Source organism: Streptomyces sp. NPDC026377, assembly GCF_055567715.1.
In genome coordinates this window covers 139155-157307 of record NZ_JBVHPV010000016.1, presented here as the reverse complement: position 1 = coordinate 157307, position 18153 = coordinate 139155, and the positions used below count along the sequence as shown (strand labels likewise).

13 protein-coding genes are annotated in these 18153 nt (G+C 72.0%); 5 read left to right on the top strand and 8 right to left on the bottom strand.

All coding sequences use genetic code 11. The features are described 5' to 3' along the window. Positions 1-84: 84 nt before the first annotated feature. Complete coding sequence (gene eccCa / locus ACZ4MU_RS28130; protein ID WP_467881832.1) at positions 85-4032, top strand: type VII secretion protein EccCa; 3948 nt, start codon at positions 85-87, stop codon at positions 4030-4032. Between the two features lie 92 nt (positions 4033-4124). After that, a complete protein-coding gene (locus tag ACZ4MU_RS28125) occupies positions 4125-4358 on the top strand; it encodes a DUF397 domain-containing protein (RefSeq protein WP_358834518.1) in 234 nt (77 codons plus the stop codon). A gap of 104 nt (positions 4359-4462) precedes the next feature. Here ACZ4MU_RS28125 and ACZ4MU_RS28120 read toward each other — a convergent pair whose 3' ends face one another. The 7 genes from ACZ4MU_RS28120 to eccB all read right to left on the bottom strand — a co-directional run bounded on the left by ACZ4MU_RS28120 (position 4463) and on the right by eccB (position 11472). Further along, on the bottom strand, positions 4463-4771 hold the full coding sequence (locus ACZ4MU_RS28120) for a WXG100 family type VII secretion target (RefSeq protein ID WP_467881830.1): 309 nt from the start codon (positions 4769-4771) through the stop codon (positions 4463-4465). Positions 4772-4852: 81 nt separating this feature from the next. Next, on the bottom strand, positions 4853-5218 hold the full coding sequence (locus tag ACZ4MU_RS28115) for a WXG100 family type VII secretion target (RefSeq protein WP_101390467.1): 366 nt from the start codon (positions 5216-5218) through the stop codon (positions 4853-4855). A gap of 33 nt (positions 5219-5251) precedes the next feature. Continuing rightward, the gene (locus tag ACZ4MU_RS28110) at positions 5252-6466 is read right to left on the bottom strand and encodes a S8 family serine peptidase (protein ID WP_467881827.1); all 1215 of its coding nucleotides are present in this window, start codon (positions 6464-6466) and stop codon (positions 5252-5254) included. A gap of 39 nt (positions 6467-6505) precedes the next feature. After that, positions 6506-7867 carry a WXG100 family type VII secretion target gene (locus tag ACZ4MU_RS28105; protein WP_467881825.1) on the bottom strand — a complete coding sequence of 454 codons (1362 nt, stop codon included), beginning with the start codon at positions 7865-7867 and terminating at the stop codon, positions 6506-6508. A 13-nt stretch (positions 7868-7880) separates the two neighbouring features. After that, positions 7881-8384 carry a hypothetical protein gene (locus ACZ4MU_RS28100; RefSeq protein ID WP_467881823.1) on the bottom strand — a complete coding sequence of 168 codons (504 nt, stop codon included), beginning with the start codon at positions 8382-8384 and terminating at the stop codon, positions 7881-7883. Between the two features lie 197 nt (positions 8385-8581). Next, complete coding sequence (gene mycP, locus ACZ4MU_RS28095) at positions 8582-9901, bottom strand: type VII secretion-associated serine protease mycosin (protein WP_467881870.1); 1320 nt, start codon at positions 9899-9901, stop codon at positions 8582-8584. Positions 9902-9924: 23 nt separating this feature from the next. Beyond that, the gene (eccB, locus tag ACZ4MU_RS28090; RefSeq protein ID WP_467881822.1) at positions 9925-11472 is read right to left on the bottom strand and encodes a type VII secretion protein EccB; all 1548 of its coding nucleotides are present in this window, start codon (positions 11470-11472) and stop codon (positions 9925-9927) included. A gap of 207 nt (positions 11473-11679) precedes the next feature. On the opposite strand from eccB, the gene eccE reads away from it, so the two are divergent. The 3 genes from eccE (at position 11680) to ACZ4MU_RS28075 (ending at position 17080) form a co-directional block, all read left to right on the top strand. Further along, positions 11680-12960 carry a type VII secretion protein EccE gene (gene eccE, locus ACZ4MU_RS28085; RefSeq protein ID WP_467881820.1) on the top strand — a complete coding sequence of 427 codons (1281 nt, stop codon included), beginning with the start codon at positions 11680-11682 and terminating at the stop codon, positions 12958-12960. Then, the gene (locus tag ACZ4MU_RS28080; protein ID WP_467881819.1) at positions 12960-13721 is read left to right on the top strand and encodes a hypothetical protein; all 762 of its coding nucleotides are present in this window, start codon (positions 12960-12962) and stop codon (positions 13719-13721) included. Before eccE ends, ACZ4MU_RS28080 begins: the two co-directional genes overlap by 1 nt. A gap of 245 nt (positions 13722-13966) precedes the next feature. Beyond that, positions 13967-17080, top strand: a complete 3114-nt coding sequence (locus ACZ4MU_RS28075) for an SCO5717 family growth-regulating ATPase (protein ID WP_467881818.1) — start codon at positions 13967-13969, stop codon at positions 17078-17080. A 116-nt stretch (positions 17081-17196) separates the two neighbouring features. Here ACZ4MU_RS28075 and ACZ4MU_RS28070 read toward each other — a convergent pair whose 3' ends face one another. Next, on the bottom strand, positions 17197-18153 hold the full coding sequence (locus ACZ4MU_RS28070; RefSeq protein WP_467881816.1) for a bifunctional riboflavin kinase/FAD synthetase: 957 nt from the start codon (positions 18151-18153) through the stop codon (positions 17197-17199).

Sequence of the window (18153 nt, the reverse complement as noted above, 5' to 3'; positions counted from 1 at the left end):
TCGTGCGGAGGGAGCCCCTGAAACGAGCGGTCACGGGGGCGCCGGAACGCAAGTGACCGTCCGTATCGAGGGATTGATGCTCCGGTGAGCCAGATCGTCGTCAAACGCCCGCCGCGGTCCTTGCCGCCCGAAGTGTCCTCGGACGAGCTGCGCCTGGAGGCGCCGCCGGAGTTGCCGCGCGGACAGCAGGAGTCGATGCTGATGCAGCTCCTGCCGATGCTCGGCATGGGCTCGTCGGTGGTGTTCTTCTTCATGCCCAACTCGGCGCCGTTCATGAAGATCATGGGCGCGCTGATGCTGGTGTCCACCCTGGCCATGGTCATCGCGCAGCTGGTGAAGTTCCGCAAGGGTGCGCAGGGGCAAATGGCCGATGTCCGGCGCGACTACCTCAAGTACCTGGCCCAGACGCGGCGCGCGGTGCGCAAGACCGCGCGGCGCCAGCGCGACGCGCAGCTGTATCTGCACCCGGCGCCCGAGCAGTTGTGGTCGGTGGTCGCGGAGGGCTCGCGGGTCTGGGAGCGCCGGGTCGGCGACGACGACTTCGGGCAGGCCCGGATCGGTCTGGGCGCCCAGCAGCTCGCGACCCCGCTGATAGCGCCGGAGACGGCTCCGGTGGACGAGCTGGAGCCGCTGTGCGCGGGCGCGATGCAGCAGTTCCTCGCGGTGCACGGCTCGCTGGACGGGCTGCCGATGGCGGTCTCGATGCGCGCCTTCTACCACGTGACGGTCTCCGGCGACCCGGACGCCGCCCAGTCGGCGGCGCGCGCGCTGGTGGCCCAGCTGGTGACGCTGCACTCCCCCGACGACCTGATGGTCGCCGTGGTGGCGGCGCCGGGCGCGGTGGCGCGCTGGGACTGGACGAAGTGGCTGCCACACACCCAGGTCCCCGGCCAGGTCGACGGGGCCGGTACCAAGCGCCTGTTCGGCGACGACCTCGGTGAGCTGGAGCTGCTGTTGCACAGCAGGCTGGACGGGCGGCCCCGGTTCAGCCGGGACAACCAGCCGGTCCTGGACCAGCCGCACCTGGTGGTGGTCCTCGACGGCGGGATGGTGCCGCCGGACTCGGCGTTCGCCGCAGCCGAGGGGCTCCAGGGCGTCACCATCATCGAGGTGGTGCCGGGTGAGCTCGACGAGCCGCGCGGGGGCCTGTCGGTGGTCGTGCGCCCGAACCGGCTGCGCCTGGAGTCGGGCTTCGGGATGGCGTACGAGGGTGTGCCCGACCAGATGTCGCTGCCGGCCGCCGAGGCGCTGGCCCGCCAGCTCGCGCCGCTCCAGATGGGCGGTGGGGACGACGACGAGCCGCTGCTGGCCAACCTGGACTTCACGGACCTGCTGAACCTGGGCGACGCGGGCTCCATCGACGTGGCGCGCACCTGGCGGCCGCGCTCGACGGCCGAGCGGCTGCGGGTGCCGATCGGTGTGGGCGAGGACGGCCAGCCGGTCATGCTGGACCTCAAGGAGGCGGCCCAGGAGGGCATGGGCCCGCACGGCCTGTGCGTGGGCGCCACCGGTTCCGGCAAGTCGGAGCTGCTGCGCACCCTGGTGCTCGGCCTCGCGGTCACCCACACCTCGGAGACGCTGAACTTCGTCCTCGCCGACTTCAAGGGCGGCGCGACCTTCACCGGCATGTCCCAGATGCCGCACGTGGCGGCGGTCATCACCAACCTCGCGGACGACCTCACCCTGGTCGACCGCATGGGCGACGCCATCCGCGGCGAGCTCCAGCGCCGACAGGAGCTGCTGCGCTCGGCGGGCAACTACGCCAACATGCACGACTACGAGAAGGCGCGCGCCGCGGGCGCCCCGCTGGAGCCGCTGGCCTCGCTGGTCCTGGTGATCGACGAGTTCTCCGAACTCCTCACCGCCAAGCCCGACTTCATCGACATGTTCATCCAGATCGGCCGCATCGGCCGCTCGCTGGGCGTGCATCTGCTGCTGGCCTCGCAGCGCCTGGAGGAGGGCAAGCTGCGTGGCCTCGACACGTACCTCTCCTACCGCGTGGGTCTGCGGACCTTCTCGGCGGCCGAGTCGCGTACGGCGCTGGGCGTGCCGGACGCCTACCACCTGCCGTCGGTGCCGGGTTCGGGTTACCTCAAGTTCGGTACGGACGAGATGGTCCGCTTCAAGGCGGCGTACGTGTCGGGCACCTACCGCTCGGGCGGCCCGGACCTGACCGTGGGCCCGCTGCCGATCGAGCGGCGTCCCGCGGTGTTCACGGCCGCCCCGGTGCCGGTGGTGTACGCGGCGCCGGACCCGGCGGCCGTCACGGGCCGCGGCGAGGACGACGCGCTGGCCGACACGGTGCTCGACGTGATCGTGCGGCGCCTGGAGGGGCAGGGCGTGCCGGCCCACCAGGTGTGGCTGCCGCCGCTGGACGACGCGCCCTCGCTTGACCAACTGCTGCCGGGCATCGCGACGACGGCGGAACGCGGGCTCAACGCGACGGAGTACACCCGCCCCGGCGGGCTGATCGTGCCGCTCGGCCTCATCGACAAGCCCTTCGAGCAGCGCCGCGAGGTGCTCTACCGCGACTTCTCCGGCGCGGCCGGCCACATGCTGATCGTCGGCGGCCCGCAGTCCGGCAAGTCGACGCTGCTGCGCACGATGATCTCCTCGTTCGCGCTCACCCACACCCCGAACGAAGTGCAGTTCTACGGGCTGGACTTCGGCGGTGGCGGTCTGTCGGCCGTCTCCGGCCTGCCGCACGTGGGCGGCGTCGCCTCGCGTCTGGACCCCGAGCGGGTGCGGCGTACGGTGGCGGAGGTCGCGGGCGTGCTGAACCGGCGCGAGGAGTTCTTCCGCGCCAACGGCATCGACTCCATCGGCACCTACCGCCGCCGCCGCGCGGCCGGCGACCTGCCGGGCGAGGCCTGGGGCGACGTGTTCCTGGTCATCGACGGCTGGGGCGCCTTCCGGGGCGACTACGAGATGCTCGACGGCGTCGTCCAGGACATCGCGAGCCGGGGTCTCGGCTACGGCATCCACGTCGTCCTCACCGCCTCCCGCTACATGGAGGTGCGCGCCGCGCTCAAGGACCAGATCCTGGGCCGCCTCGAGCTGCGGCTCGGCGACTCCATGGACTCCGAGTTCGACCGCAAGGTCGCGGCCAACGTGCCGGTGGGCATGCCGGGCCGCGGCCAGGTCGCGGAGAAGCTGCACTTCATGTCGGCGCTGCCGCGCATGGACGGCTCCTGCGACCCCGAGACGCTCTCCCAGGCGACCGAGGCGTTCGTCCGGGCGGCCAAGGATGCCTGGCAGGGCCCGGCGGCCCCCACCGTCCGCCTGCTCCCCCGCCGGCTCCCCGCCGACCAGCTGCCGAAGGGCTTCGAGTACCCGCAGCACGGCGTGGCGATCGGCATCGACGAGACCAATCTGGAGCCGGTGTTCGTCGACTTCGAGACCGACCCGTTCTTCCTGGTCTTCGGTGAGAGCGAGTCGGGCAAGACGGCGCTGCTTCGCCACCTCGCCCAGAAGATCTCCGAGCGGTACTCGCCGGACGAGGCGAAGATCGTCGTAGGTGACTACCGGCGCTCGCTCCTGGACGCGGTCCCCGACACCCACCTGCTGGAGTACGCGCCGCTGTCCAGCGCGCTGGAGATGCACATGAACGCGCTGGCGGACCTCATGGTGCGCCGCCAGCCGCCGCCGGACGTCACCCCGCAGCAGCTGCGCGACCGGTCCTGGTGGACCGGACCGCAGGTCTTCATCATCGTCGACGACTACGAGCTGGTCTCGACGAACGCGGGCAACCCGCTCTCGGTGATGGTGGAGAACCTGCCGTTCTCCCGCGACGTTGGCGTGCGCTTCATCATCGCCCGCAGCTCGGCGGGCGCGTCCCGCTCGATGTACGAGTCGTTCATGCAGCGCATCAAGGAGCTCGGCGCGCAGGGCGTGGTCCTGTCCGGCGACCCCAACGAGGGCGACGTCCTCGGCAACGTCCGCCCGCGTCCGATGCCGCAGGGCCGCGGCTACTTCGTCTCGCGCAAGCGCGGCACCCCGCTGGTGCAGCTGGGCTGGCTCCCGGAGCAGTGACGGGCCGGGGTGACAGAAGGGAGGAACGGGCGGTGCGAACCGCCCGCTCCAACTACCCTGACAGGCACTGAACTTCGAAGGGAACGTGCGACATGGGCAGCGAACGTGAGAAGGAAGAGCTGTACGCCCTGGACATCTCGGGCGCGGAGTGGGTGAGCGCGCCCGGCACCGAGAACGAGGCGGAGCGCGTGGAGATCGCCCATCTGCCCGGCGGGGCGGTGGCGATGCGGTCGTCCCTCGACCCGGACACCGTGCTGCGGTACACGGAGGCGGAGTGGACGGCGTTCGTTCTGGGCGCGCGCGACGGCGAGTTCGACCTGCGCTGAGCGCGCGGGGGGCGCGCGGGGAGCGCGCGGGGCGCAGACGAAAGGGGGTCACGCCCATCGGGCGTGACCCCCTTTACTGCGCCCGTCCGCTGCGGTCAGCGGGCTCAGTAGGCCTCGGTGAACAGCCGCGACGCCTTGACGTCGGTCTGGTGGTAGCTGGCCTTGCCGTGCTCGATCGTCTTGGCGATCTTCTCCAGCGTCTGCTGGATGTCGTGCGCGTCGCGCCGGTAGTCCTTCTGGACCTTCAGGTACTGACCGTGCGCCTCGCCGTCCCAGGTGCTGGCGACGACGTTGACGGCCGATTCCATACGGGCGAGGTCGTCCATGATGCGCTTGGAGATGGCGCGGATGCTGTTCGCGATCTCCTGGACGTTCTCATACCGAATCTTGAGGTCGGGACCCAAGTCACCCATGTCTGCTCCTCGTGAAGTCTGAAGTGTGGTGGGGCTGCGTGCGTACGCCGGGGCAACCCGCGGGCTGCCCGGCGGTGCTGCCTAGAGACCGTTGATGCCGGAGGTGTTGGGCACGCCGCCGCTGGTGGCACCGCCCTGGGCGTTGATCGCCCGGAACGCGGCGTCGACCTCTTCGTCGTTCTGCTGGTTGAGGTTCTTCGTACCGATCACGGCGTTGTAGAGGACGTCCAGCTTGCGGCGGATGTCGTCGTGACGCGTGTTCAGCGTGTCCTGAGCGATCTTGAACTGGTCGGCACCGGAACCGGTCCACCCCGCGCCGACCGTGGCGATCGCGTCGGCCAGCACGCGGATCTGCTGGCTCATGTCGTGGGCGGTTTCCTCAATGGCGTTCTTGGCCTTGGTGACGGCCTCGTAGCCAATGCTCTGACCACCGGGATTGGAGCTCATTCTCTTCCCTCTCGTGAGTGTCCGAGCGAGTGTTCACGCTCGCTTGTTGCGTACACGTACCGCCGCGACGGCGCCGCCGATGAGGACGACGACCGCGGCGATGATGGCGATGACGGTCCAGGGCGCGGAGTCCTTGTCCTCGGACGCCGAGTCCGCGGCCTTGCCGGCCTGCGGCTTCTCCTGGTCGCCACTGCCTGCCCCCTTGTCTGCTGTGTCTGCGGGAGAGGGGGAAGTCGTGGGTGTGCCGGCGCCCCGGGCGGCGAGCAGCGGGTTGACGTCGGCGGGGCCGGGGTTCCCGTTGCCCTTGAGCAGGACCTGGGCGGGGCGGACGGTGCCGTACCCGATGTACTGGCTCGGCACCTTGCCGTTGTGCCCGGCGGTCTCCATCATCACGCGCAGCACCTGGTTGCCGGTCCAGTCGGGGTGGGCGGACCAGATGAGGGCGGCTGTGGCGGAGGTGATTGCGGTGGCTTGGCTGGTGCCGTTGGATTTGCAGTAGCCGTTGCCGCGCGTGCAGTACCCCGGCATCTCATCCCCGGGGGCCGCGAGCCCGACGCCGGCACCGTGGTTCGACCACTGAGCGAACTTGCCCTTGGAGTCAATGGCGCTCACCGCGACGACACCTGGGTAGGCACCCGGGTGGTCGATACGGTTGAGCTCGTCATTGCCGGCGGCCGCGAAGATCAGTTTGCCCTTTTGGAGGGCGTAGTCGACCGCGGACTTGAGTTCGGCGTCCTCCGTGTCGTTGGGCGCCCCGCCCAACGACACGTTGATGATCTTGGCATCGGTATCCGCAGCGGCGCGAATGCCCGACGAGACCACTTTCAGCCCCGGCAGGACGTTGTCGTAGGCCTTCACAGGCAGGATCGTGGCGCCGGGAGCGAGCCCCTTGACGCCGCCCTGCGCACCGCTCCCCGCGATGAGCAGGCCCATGTTCGTCCCGTGCCGATTGGTGTCCTCACGGGCGCTCTGCGACGGCTTGTCGATGTTTTTGCCCGGGAGGACACGGCCCCGGAGTTCGGGAACGGCCTCGTCGACACCGCTGTCGACCACCGCCACCGTGACCCCGGACCCCGTGCTGACCTTCCAGATGGCTTCCGCGTCCATCGCGTCCAGATACCACTGCTTGGACCGCATGTCGTCGGCCAGCGCCGTCGGCGCCGTGCCGACCGAGCAGGCCAGCGCCGCAGCCAGTGCGGCACCGAGAAGTGCCGAGCGGCTGCGCACTGCGCGGACTGAGCTGAACATGGGACTGCGGACTCCTTGAGCGGCGATGGTTTGCGTACGTCAGTCGATGACCGGCGGGACGACCTTGCGATCGTCCATCGCCCACGTCTCCTCGTCCTCGACCAGGTAGTCGGGGGCCTCGGAAGAAGTCGTACGACGCCGGTCCGTGCCTCGCTTGTTGCCGTTCACCAACCCCGTACCGCCGGGGGTGAATTCACCACGCCCGCCGAGAGACGCACGCGGGGCCCCCACAGTTCCACCCGGCTCGGAGGCCAGCCTGCGACCGCCCGTACCGGTGGCGCCACGCGGCGCGCCGCCGGGGCCGTGGCCCATGCCGCCGCCCATGGGCCCACGGCCCATGCCGGTACCGGCGCGCTCCTCGCCCACGACCGTGCCCATCGGGAGCCGGGGCGTCGAGCCACGGCCGGTGGCGGGCATGGGACGGCCGCCGGTGATGCCCTCGGCGGTGATGCCGCGCGTGGTGCCGGGAAGACCACTCGGACGAGCGATGCCCGGAACGCGCGAGTTACCGCTTGGGCCCGTCCCCGGCGCACTCACCCGCGCCGTGGTGGAAGGCCGGCCAAGAACGTCCTTGCCGGACAGGCCGGGCAGGACCAACGGCGGAGTGACGACAGGCCCCGTCCCGCTCGGTGCCGGAGTCGGAACAGCGGGCCCGACGGGACGCGTCGTCGCCTCCGGCGGCGGAGCCACGGTGACGGAGTCGATCGTGGTCCCTACCGGTTGGTGCACGACAGACGGTGTCGTAACCATGGACCCAGGAGCCACTACTCCACTACTGGCCATGGTGTGGTGCCCCGTCGAGCCAGCCGGAGCGTAGGACGTTCCGCCGACGGAACCGCCGCCACTGCTGTGCGCGGTGGAGGTGCCGCCGTAGGACGAACTCGTCCCGTAGGCCGACTCCTCGCCACTGCGCTGGACCGGCAACGGCGCGAACTTAGGCTCAGGCTGAGCCGTGATCCGGGCCTTGGACGCGTCGTAGTACGACGACAACCGGTTCAGCTGGTTGATCGCCTCGTTCGTCTTCGGCCCCAGCGCCTTCAGCCGCGCCTTCTCCTTCTCCGGGTCGGCGTAGCACACGCCGTCCGTCGGCGGGAGTGCCGCCTTCGCCTCGGTCAGGGCCTGGCCCGCGCGGGCCATCTCCTCGCCGACGACACCGGCGTACTCGCTCAGCACCAGCGTCTGCGCCACCATCCCGCGGCCCCACTCGCGGAACGCGTCGCCACCAGCGCCGTGCCACTTGACCTGCTCCATGTACCAGCGCAGGTCCCGTGCGATGTCCGCGATGTCGGGCGCCGCGGCGGCCAGCGTCTCGGCCGCGCCGGTCAGCTCCGCCGGCTTCGCCGACGCGAGCATCGCGTGCAGGGCCTCCAGGGACATGCCCTCGAATTCGTCCGTAGCCATCGTCATGCCCCCTTTACTTCAGACCGCCGGAGTCGGCGTCGTTCCCGTGGCCGCCCTGGCCGCCCTGGCCGCCCTCGTTGCCCTGGCCACCGTGGCCGTCCTTGCCGGAACCGGGCTTCGTACCGCCCGCCGCCGCCGGAGTCTCGTAGTACTTCTCCGTCTCCTTGCGGATGGCCTGGTAGCGCTGGGCCTCGTCCGCGTCGATCCCGCCGTAGCCCTTGTCCGCGATGTGCACCGCGATGCCCATGCCCTCGATCTGCTCACCGAAGATCTTGGTGAGCCGCTCCAGGTTCGTACGGACCTTGTCGTACGCCTTGTGCAGCTCGCCCGCGGCCGCGAAGCCCTTGCCGTACGCCTCCGGCTGCACCCGCTGGTCGGCGATCTTGGTGTGGCGCGCCGGGGACTTCTCCAGGCTGCGCAGCAACTCCTCCATGCGGCCCTTGAAGTCGGCGAGGCTCACCCCGTCGACTCCCAGGTCCGGCTTGCCGCCGCTGCCGCCACCGTTCGGCTCGGCCACTGTTCCTCCCCGTGAATTCCCCGCCGGCACCGTTCTGCCACCGGTACCGCAAAAGCTCAGTCGCCGCGTCGTGCGCACGCGTCACACTCGTGAAGCACGCGAAGCATGTGATCACTCTAGTCACTCCGGATTCGGAGCCGAATGAGTATCCGTACTCAAAGATGTCGCAGACTCGTCCCGAAAACCTCTCGGTTCTCTCAGAACCTCTCCGGCTCCGGCACCCCGCGCGCACCCCGCCGCCGCACGTCCCGGATCACCGTCGCCGTGCCCGCGACCACCGCCACGAGCAGGGCGGCGATGCCCAACGCGTAGGTGGCGTACCGCTCGTTGCGCTCCTGGGGCGTCTCGGAGAGCGCCAGCGCGGTCACGTCCGGGGCCTGGGCCCTGGGCGGGCCCGGGTCCGGGTGCGCGGCCTCCTCGGGGGGCGAGTCGTCGGTCACCGCGCGGACCGGGTCGACCACGCCCCAGCCGACGAAGTTGTCGTGCCCGTTGACGGACCGCTCCGCCGTCTGCTCGATCCGCGCGATGATCTGCGCGGCCGTCCACTTCGTCTTCGCGTACGGGTACTTGGCACGCAGCAGCGCGGCGACCCCGGCCACGTAGGGGGCCGAGAAGCTCGTCCCGTTGTCCGAGCACTGGCCGTTGCCGGGCACGGTCGAGACGATGTCGACGCCCGGCGCCGCTACCCCGACGAACGTACCCGGCTGCGAGAACACCGCGCGCTCGTTGTTGCGGTCCGAGGAGGCGACCGCCAGCACGCCCGGGAAGGCCGCCGGATAGGTCTCCTTCAGCTTGCCGTCCATGCCGTCGTTGCCCGCCGAGGCGACCACCACGATCTGCTTGTCGAGGGCGCGCCGCACGGCCCTGGCGAGATCCGAGTTGGGGCCCTGCGGCTCGGTGGTGTCCTGCGAGATGTTGATCACGTCGGCGTGCTGGTCGATGGCGTGGTCGATCGCCTTCGCCATCGTGTCCGTCTTGCCGCTGTTCTTCTCGTCGTTCTGGCGGATCGGGATGATCGTGGCCTCGGGAGCGAGGCCCACGAAGCCGGTCCCCGCGCGGGGGCGGGCGGCGATGATGCCCGCGACCTTGGTGCCGTGGCCGACCTCGTCGACCGTGCCGCCGGTCTTGCCGCGCTTGTCGTTCTGCTCGCCGCCGCCCTCCTTCTCGGGCTTGAGGTAGTCGGCGCCGCTCTTCGCGTCGACCGCGGGCTTGAGCTGCGGGTTGGCGATGTCGACGCCGGTGTCGATGACCGCGACCCGCACGCCCTTGCCCTTGGTGTCCTGCCACAGCTCGTCGAAGAGCACCCGCTGGAGCGACCAGGGGCGGCCCTCGATCTGCTTCTTCATGGGGAAGGTGCACTCGCCGCTGCCGTCGAGCCCGGGCGCGGGCGCGACGGAAGGGGCGGGCGCGGAGGACGCGTACGCCGGGGGCGTGAGCGTCAGCGCGGCGACGGCCGTGGCCGCGCCCATCAGCACCGGCTTCCGGTACGGCTTCGACGTCCCGTAGGGCTTCAGCATCGACACGACAGGTCCGTCCTTCCCTACGAGCCCTGGGGCTGGCGGGCGCTGTTGGTGTCGAGCCGCGGGCCCTTGGACAGGAACTCCGACCAGTTGATGGGGACGAGCGCCGGGGTGACCTTCTCGTATCCGAGACGCTGCTGCGCCTGGCTGGGTTCGGGGCGGCCGTCGTCCGGCTTCTGCTGGTCGCCGGCGCCGATGTCCGAACGGGCGGCGTCGCTGTCGCCGTTGGCCTGCACCGCGTACCGCAGTCCGGTGTCGGTCACCAGGAAGAGCGAACCGTCGGGACGGGTCTGGCGGCCCTGCACCTGGGTGTAGAGCAGGCCCGTGCCGGGGGTGACGTACGTGCTGGTGCCGCCCGCGGTGATGGCCGCCGGGTACTCGGTGCCCGCCCAGGTGGAGAGCGTGGTGTTGCCCTTGTCGTCGACCTTGCGCAGCACGCTGCACACGGTGTTGCGCGCGCCCGCCCCGGCGCTGCCCGCGTTCACCTGCTTCGCCTTCTTCTCGGGCCAGTTGTTGGTGGCGCCGAAGTACTCGGGCGTGGGCGCGATGTCGGCCGCGTTGACCTCCCTGACGTCGCCGTGCATGCCGAGCTTCGTGGTCTGCGGGGAGTTGAGCACCAGCCAGGCCGTGAAGTCGGAGACGGGCTGGACCTTGCCCTTGAGCACCACGTACTGCTGGGGGCCCGCGCCGGTCTGGGCGCTCAGCACCATGCCGACCTTGTCCTCCTGCGGCGAGAGTCCGCCGCCGGTGCCCGCCGGGGAGCCGACGGGGCCGGGGATCGCGGGGAAGTCGATCGGGGTGCCGTCGCCGAGGGTGGCCAGCCAGTCGTCGGTGACCTGCTGCGGCTTCTCGTCGGCGCCGAAGAGCGTCCGGGCGAGCAGGTCGCCGGGGGCGCCCTTGACCAGGTACTTGGTGCCCTTGGCGTCGACCACGTACCGGGCCTGGTTCTTCTGGCCCTGGACGTACATCACCTGGCCGCCGGTGAGCCGGCGCTTGTCGTCGGTCAGCTTGAAGTCCCGGTCGGCGAAGACGAACGCCGCCTTCTGGACGGAGTCCTTGCCACCGCCCGGCTGCTCGCAGACCGCCCAGCGCTTGGCCTTGCCGGCCTCGCTCGCGGCGGGCAGCCGGTCCGGGGCGTACGGGATGCCGAGGATCGGGCCGCGCGCGAGCTTGCCCGAATCCAGGATGTCGTCGCTGACCTGGATGACGTCGAACTTCGCCGGATCGAGGAGCAGTCGCGCGGAGGCCAGGTTGAGCACCGGGTGGAGCAGGACCTTCTTGTCCTTGCCCTTGCCGGTGGAGAGCACGACGTAACGGGTGGTGGACTGCTTGCCGACGATCACCTTGGTTCCGGGGGTGTCCCAGCCCTGCGGCGCCTTCGGCTTGAACATCCCCCAGGCCCCGAACCCGGCGAGGCAGAGCGCGGCCACGATCACACTGGGCACGATGGCCTTGAGCGGGCGCGGGGCGCCCTCCTCCGTGCCCGTGGGAGACGGTTGCAGAAACGCCGCCACCGTGCGCTTCTTCGCAAAGGTGTACGCGTTGAGCTCGTCCCGCCGTGATGCCATGCGCCTCTGTCTCTCCCCGCGCGGCCCCCTGATCGGACCTGGTCCTGCGGTCCCCGGGCCTCGATTGTCAGACCGGCCCCCTACTATGCCTGTTGACCGAGGGGGCCTGTGGGGCGGGTAGGGTGAAGCCGCCGTCAAGACCCCTTGCCGAGCTGGGGGAATCCGGATGTTTTGGGTGCTTGCGCACGATTGGGGGGTGGTGGAGTGATGACGTCCGCGACGCGTGTGCGGCCTGCCGCCACCGGTCCTTCGGCCCCCGCCCCGGGAGCCTCCGCACCCCGCCTCAAAGCCCGGCCAGGACACTTCGGGTCGTTCCGACTGCAACAACTCGTGCTGGTGGAGCTCGCCGCCGCGGTGCTGCTCGTGGCATGGGTGATCGACACGCTGATGCTGGTGCCCGCCGGTGTGGTCGCCGCGCTGCTGGTGCTGCTCGCCGTGGTGCGCCGCCACCGCCGCTCCCTGCCCGAGTGGCTGGGCACAGTGCTCGCCCTGCGCGCGCGTACCCGCAGGGCGGCGAGCCTGCCGGTCCCGCCGGGCACCGAACCGGGCTTCGCCCCGGTGGTGGAGTGCGACCCGGCGCTGCGGACGTACACGTTCGGCGACCGCGACCGCCGCCCTGTCGGCATGGTGGGCGACGGCACCTTCCTCACCGCGGTGCTCCAGGTGGAGATGGACGCCACGGCGCTGCGCCCGGAGCGCGGCACCCGCCCGCTGCCGGTCGCGCTCGTACGGGACGCGCTGGACGTCGACGGAATCCGTCTGGAGTCCGCCCAGATCGTCCAGCACACCCAGCCCGCGCCCGCTCCGCACCTGCCGCAGCAGTCGGTGGCCGCCCGTAACTACGCGCCGCTCCAGGCCCAGACGGGCTCGCCCGCGGTGCGCATCACCTGGATCGCGCTCAAACTCGACCCCGAGCTGTGCGCGGAGGCGGTGGCGGCGCGCGGCGGCGGACTGACCGGCGCCCAGAAGTGCCTGGTGCGCGCCGCGGACCAGCTGGCGAGCCGGCTCACCGGCGCCGGGTTCCGCGCGACCGTCCTCACCGAGCAGGAGCTGACCGGCGCCATCGCCACCTCGACCTGCGCCAACCCGATGGCGATCACCCAGGCGGGCCGCGCGGGCACCCCGGGGCGGCGCACCCAGGAGACGGCCAGGACCTGGCGCTGCGACGACCGCCGCCACACGACGTACTGGGTGGGCCGCTGGCCCCAACTGGGCGGCCCTGGAGCCTCGATGCCGCAGCTGGTCGCCCTGCTGACCTCGCTCCCCGCGCTCGCCACCACCTTCAGTCTGACGCTGGCCGCCGGCGACCGCCAGGAGATCACGCTCACCGGCCACGTCCGGATAACCGGCCGCAGCGACGAAGAACTCGTCACCGCCCGCCGGGAGCTGGAGCGCACCGCGCGCGGAGTGAAGACCGGCCTGGTCCGCCTGGACCGCGAACAGTTGCCGGGCATGCTGGCCACACTGCCGCTCGGGGGTGCGCGCTGATGACCACGTCCTCTGTCTCTCCCGCTCCCGTGCCCGCCTCTCCGGAGGTCCGCAGAGGGCGCGCCCGGCTGGGCTTCGGCCTCCTCGGCCCGCGCCGCGACCGGCACGCGCTCGCCGCCGACCAGGTGGAGGCGCTGGCCCTGCCCGTCGGTGACGACGGCATGGTGATAGGCGTGGACGCGTCGGGCCGCCCGTCGGTCCTCGGCATCAACCGCCCGACGGCGTACGACGTGACGCTGATCGGCGGCCTGTGGACCGCGCAGGTGCTCGCGCTGCGGGCGGCGGCCACGGGCGCGCGCGTGACCGTGGAGACCGGCCGGGCCCCCGCCTGGACGGCGCTCGCCCAGGCGGCCGGCGGCGGCCAGCAGTGCATCGCGCTGCACGACGTGGGCCGGGTGCCGCCGCAGGGCGCCTCCGCCGGATCGCCGGTCGTGGTCGTCCGCGACTGCGGGATGCGGCCGCCGCGCGGGCGGGTGGTCTCGGGGCCGTGGCAGTCGGTGCTGACGCTGCTGCCGTATCTGAGTCCCGTGGCGCCCCGGCTGCTGGAGAAGTCGGACCTGGTCGGTGTGCAGCGGGTCTCGCCGGACGAGGCCGCGCAGATCGGGCGGATCATGCACCTCCCGCAGGCCGAGACGGAGTCGCTGTCCACGCTGGCGGACGGGGTCACCCTGTGGTGCAGCGCCCGCGACCGCCAGTTCGTGATGACCCAGGCCACGGACGCGGAGACCGGACTGCTCGGCTCCGCCCGGCGGATGGACTGAGCGGCCCGCGCCGCGCGCGTGCCGCCACGAAAAACACAGAGAGTACGAGCAGGTACGACCGGCCCTGAGCGGGGAGCGTGAACGGTTCGTTCGCACTCCGGCCGCACGACGCCGCCCGCCGTCACTTGACGGCAGCCCCACGGGCACGTCGTGATGGAGGGGACAGTCGGTGAGGGGTGGCCGGGCCTGCCGGTGCGGAGTTGTCGGCGATTAGGCTGGGACGGCCTGCGAACGAAAGGAATCCGGTGAACAGCGATCAGGACCAGTTCCGCACCGGCGGGAACGCGCGCGACGAGAATCGGTCCGACGCCGATCCCGAGCCCACGGGTGAGTTCACCATCGACTACACCCCGCCCGCCTGGTACACGCAGAACGCTGCGCCCAGCGCGGACGCGGCGACGCCGCCTCCCCCGCCGCCCGCGGGGCCGCCCGTGGCGGTGCCCGGGCTGCCCTCCAGCGGCGGCTTCCAGCCCACCTGGACGACGGGGGCGCCCGCGCCGGGTCCCGCCCCGGCCGAGGCTCCGGCTCCCGTTCCCCAGGCGTCGGCCGAGCCGCAACCGTTCGGGGGCGGGGACATCGAGAGCGGCGCGACGATGCGGTTCTCGCCGGGCTCGCTGAAGCGGGAGCTCGCGGAGCGACTGGCCAAGGCGGACGCCGCCAAGGCCGACGCCGCCAAGGCCGACGCGGCGGCCTCGGAGGCGGGCACGGATACGCGTACAGGTACGGGTGCAGGTACGGGTACGGATGAGGCGTCCGGCGCCCCCGTGGCCGTGGCCGGGGAGACCGCTGCCGTAGCGGACGCGACTGCGGCCCGCGCGCCGGCCGTGGACGACGAGCCCGCCGAAGCGGCTGGGGTCCAGGACGGGGCCGAGGCTGAGGCTGAGGCCGGAATGACCGCTGCCCAGACCGCAGACTCCCCGGCGGAGACCGGTACCGGTTCGGATACGGGTGCCGGTGCTGGCCGTACGGGTCGGACTGAGCCCGAGGCCTCGGACTCCGGTCCGGAGAGCTCCGAGGGCACGACGGAGAACACCGACACGCCTTCGGGTGAATCGGAGGCCGCCGCTGCCGTTGCCGCCGAGCGGAGCGAGGGCACGGCGGTCGCGCCCACCGACCAGAGCCCGGGTGAGGACCGGGGCCCGGGTGGGGCCGCCGACTCCGGTGACTACGTGACCGCCGCGCCGGTGGCGGCCCCCGCAGTCCCCGCTGAACCGGCCGACGCCGTACCCGCGGTGACGGACGCGGCCCCGCAGGGCACGGCCCCGCAGGACGCCGCTCCCCAGGACGCGCCGGTCGCCCCGGCCGATCAGCCGTGGGCCGCGCAGGCCCAGCAGTCCGGTCCGCAGCCGGGCCAACAGCCTGTGCAGCAGCCCGGGTTGCCGCCGTTGCCGCCCGCGTACCAGCCCGCCGTGCCGGCAGCGGCGCCGCAGTGGCCCGTACCGGCACACCAGCCCCAGCCCCAGGCCGGGCAGCCCGGGTGGCCGATGCCGCAGGGCGACCAGCCGCAGGCTCCGGGTACGCCGAACGTTCCGGCGCCGCAGCAGGGACCGCCGACCGGCCAGCCGGGTTTCCCGGCGCCCCAGCCCCACGCCCCGGCCCCCCAGGGCGGCTACGGCTTCCCGCACCCGGCCACGCCGGGCACCCCCGCTCCGGGCCCCAACACCCCTGCCCCGCAAGGCGCGTACGGCTTCCCGCACCCCGGCACGCAAAGCACCCCGGCCCCGGCGTCCGCGCCCAACACCCCTGGCCCGCAAGGTGCGTACGGCTTCCCGCACCCCGACACGCAGGGCACCCCGGCCCCGGCCGCCGCGCCCAACGCCCCGGCCCAGCAAGGCGGTTACGGGTTCCCGCAGCCGACCGAGACCTCGACTCCGGCCCCTAACCCGATCCCGGCCCAGAACTCGCCCGCGCCGCAGGCCCCCCAGGCCCCTCACTCGCCCCAGAGCGGCTACGGCTTCCCCCAGCAGCAGGCCCAGCCGCAATCGTCGGCGCAGGCCCAGCCGCAACCCCAGCCTCAGCCCCAGGCGCACCCCCAGCCCCAGCCGTTGCCGCAGGCCCAGCCGCCCGCCGGGCCGGTGGACCCGCGCACGGGGGCCGGGTGGCCCTCCCCCGTCGCGCACGACCAGCGCGAGCGGTCCGTGCCGGGCGCGCCGCTCGGGTACACCGCGGCCGTGGAGCTCTCCTCCGACCGGCTGCTGCGCAACAACAAGCAGAAGGCCAAGAGCAGCCGCAACCCGGGCAGCTCCTCCCGCTTCAAGTTCGGCGGCAAGAAGGAAGAGGCCGAGCGGCAGCAGAAGCTCAACCTCATCCGGACGCCCGTCCTGTCGTGCTACCGGATCGCGGTCATCTCCCTCAAGGGCGGTGTCGGCAAGACGACGACCACCACGGCGCTGGGCGCGACGCTGGCGACCGAGCGGCAGGACAAGATCCTGGCGATCGACGCCAACCCGGACGCGGGCACGCTCGGCCGCCGGGTGCGCCGCGAGACCGGGGCCACCATCCGCGACCTCGTCCAGGCGATCCCGTACCTCAACTCGTACATGGACATCCGCCGGTTCACCTCGCAGGCGCCGTCGGGTCTGGAGATCATCGCCAACGACGTCGACCCGGCCGTGTCCACGACGTTCAACGACGAGGACTACCGGCGGGCGATAGACGTCCTCGGCAAGCAGTACCCGATCATCCTCACCGACTCGGGTACGGGTCTGCTGTACTCGGCGATGCGCGGCGTCCTCGACCTCGCGGACCAGCTGATCATCATCTCCACCCCGTCGGTGGACGGCGCGTCGAGTGCGTCCACGACCCTGGACTGGCTCTCCGCGCACGGCTACGCGGACCTGGTCCAGCGCTCGCTCACCGTCATCTCCGGGGTCCGCGAGACCGGCAAGATGATCAAGGTGGACGACATCGTCCAGCACTTCCAGACGCGCTGCCGCGGGGTCGTGGTGGTCCCGTTCGACGAGCATCTGGCGGCGGGCGCCGAGGTCGACCTCGACATGATGCGGCCGAAGACGCGCGAGGCGTACTTCCACCTGTCGGCGCTGGTGGCCGAGGACTTCGTCCGGGCCCAGCAGCAGCAGGGGCTCTGGACCGGGGACGGGGTCAACCCGCCGCCGCACATGGCTCCGCCGATGCCGGGCCAGTACGCGCCGCAGCCCGGCCAGCCCGTCCCCGGCCAGCCGCACATCCCGGGCCAGCAGACCCCCGGCCAGCAGGCCCCGGGGCAGCCCGCACCCGGCCAGCCCTTCCCCGGGCAGGCCCAGCCGCAGCCGTATGCCCCCCAGCAGCCGCAGCCGCCCCAGCCGTACGGCGGCCAGCAGCCGCCGCAGGGCTGGCAGCAGCAGCCGCCTCAGCAGTAGGAGCGGCAACACCGAAGGGCCCGTACCGTCTTGGCGACGGTACGGGCCCTTCGGTGTGCGGTACGGCGGGACGCGCGGCCGCGCCCGGCACCGGCGGGCCGGGGCCCTGCCGGTGGTTACGCCTGTGCCTCGTGCGCCTCGATCAGCTCCGTCGAGCGCTTCACATCGCGCCCGATCGCCTCCAGCAGCGCCTCGATCGACACGAACTTCTCCTGGCCGCGCACATAGGCGAGGAAGTCGACGGCGACGTGCAGCCCGTACAGGTCGAGGCCGACGCGGTCGATCGCGTACGCCTCGACCGTGCGCTCGGTGCCGTCGAACTGCGGGTTGGTGCCGACCGAGATCGCGGCGGGCATCCGCTCGCCGTTGGCGGTGAGCCAGCCCGCGTAGACCCCGTCCGCGGGGATCGCGGTGTGCGGCAGTGTCTCCACGTTCGCCGTCGGGTAGCCCAGCTCGCGGCCGCGCTGCGCGCCGCGCACCACGACGCCCTCGACCCGGTGCGGGCGGCCCAGGATCTCGGCAGCGCCCGCCACGTCGCCCTCGGCGACCAGGCGCCGGGTCAGGGTCGAGGAGAACGGCTGCCCGCCGCCCGCCTCGCCGCTGACGAAGAGGTCGATGACGTCCACCTCGTAGTCGTACGTCTCGCCCAGCTCGGCCAGGAAGTCCACGTTGCCGGCCGCCTTGTGGCCGAAGCGGAAGTTGGGGCCCTCGACGACCACGCGCGCGTGCAGCTTGTCCACGAGCGCCTTCACCACGAACTCGGCCGGTGACAGCTTCGAGAACTCGCTGGTGAAGGGGAGGATCAACAGCGCGTCCACGCCCAGGTCCGCCATCAGCTCGGCGCGCCGGTGGTGCGGGGCGAGCAGCGGCGGGTGGCTGCCGGGGCGCACCACCTCGCTGGGGTGCGGGTCGAAGGTCACCACGACGGAGGGAATGCCCAGCTCGCGGGCGCGCGCCACGGCCCGCCCGATGATCACCTGATGCCCGCGGTGCACCCCGTCGTAGGAGCCGATGGTGACGACGCTGCGTCCCCAGTCCTGGGGAATGTCCTCCAAGCCACGCCAGCGCTGCAC

Coding starts and splice junctions, on each gene's coding strand:
- ACZ4MU_RS28115 (WP_101390467.1), bottom strand. CDS start 5,218: ATGAGCTCCAATCCCGGTGGTCAGAGCATTGGCTACGAGGCCGTCACC.
- ACZ4MU_RS28120 (WP_467881830.1), bottom strand. CDS start 4,771: ATGGGTGACTTGGGTCCCGACCTCAAGATTCGGTATGAGAACGTCCAG.
- ACZ4MU_RS28110 (WP_467881827.1), bottom strand. CDS start 6,466: ATGTTCAGCTCAGTCCGCGCAGTGCGCAGCCGCTCGGCACTTCTCGGT.
- eccE (WP_467881820.1), top strand. CDS start 11,680: ATGACGTCCGCGACGCGTGTGCGGCCTGCCGCCACCGGTCCTTCGGCC.
- eccB (WP_467881822.1), bottom strand. CDS start 11,472: ATGGCATCACGGCGGGACGAGCTCAACGCGTACACCTTTGCGAAGAAG.
- ACZ4MU_RS28080 (WP_467881819.1), top strand. CDS start 12,960: ATGACCACGTCCTCTGTCTCTCCCGCTCCCGTGCCCGCCTCTCCGGAG.
- mycP (WP_467881870.1), bottom strand. CDS start 9,901: ATGCTGAAGCCCTACGGGACGTCGAAGCCGTACCGGAAGCCGGTGCTG.
- ACZ4MU_RS28125 (WP_358834518.1), top strand. CDS start 4,125: ATGGGCAGCGAACGTGAGAAGGAAGAGCTGTACGCCCTGGACATCTCG.
- ACZ4MU_RS28105 (WP_467881825.1), bottom strand. CDS start 7,867: ATGGCTACGGACGAATTCGAGGGCATGTCCCTGGAGGCCCTGCACGCG.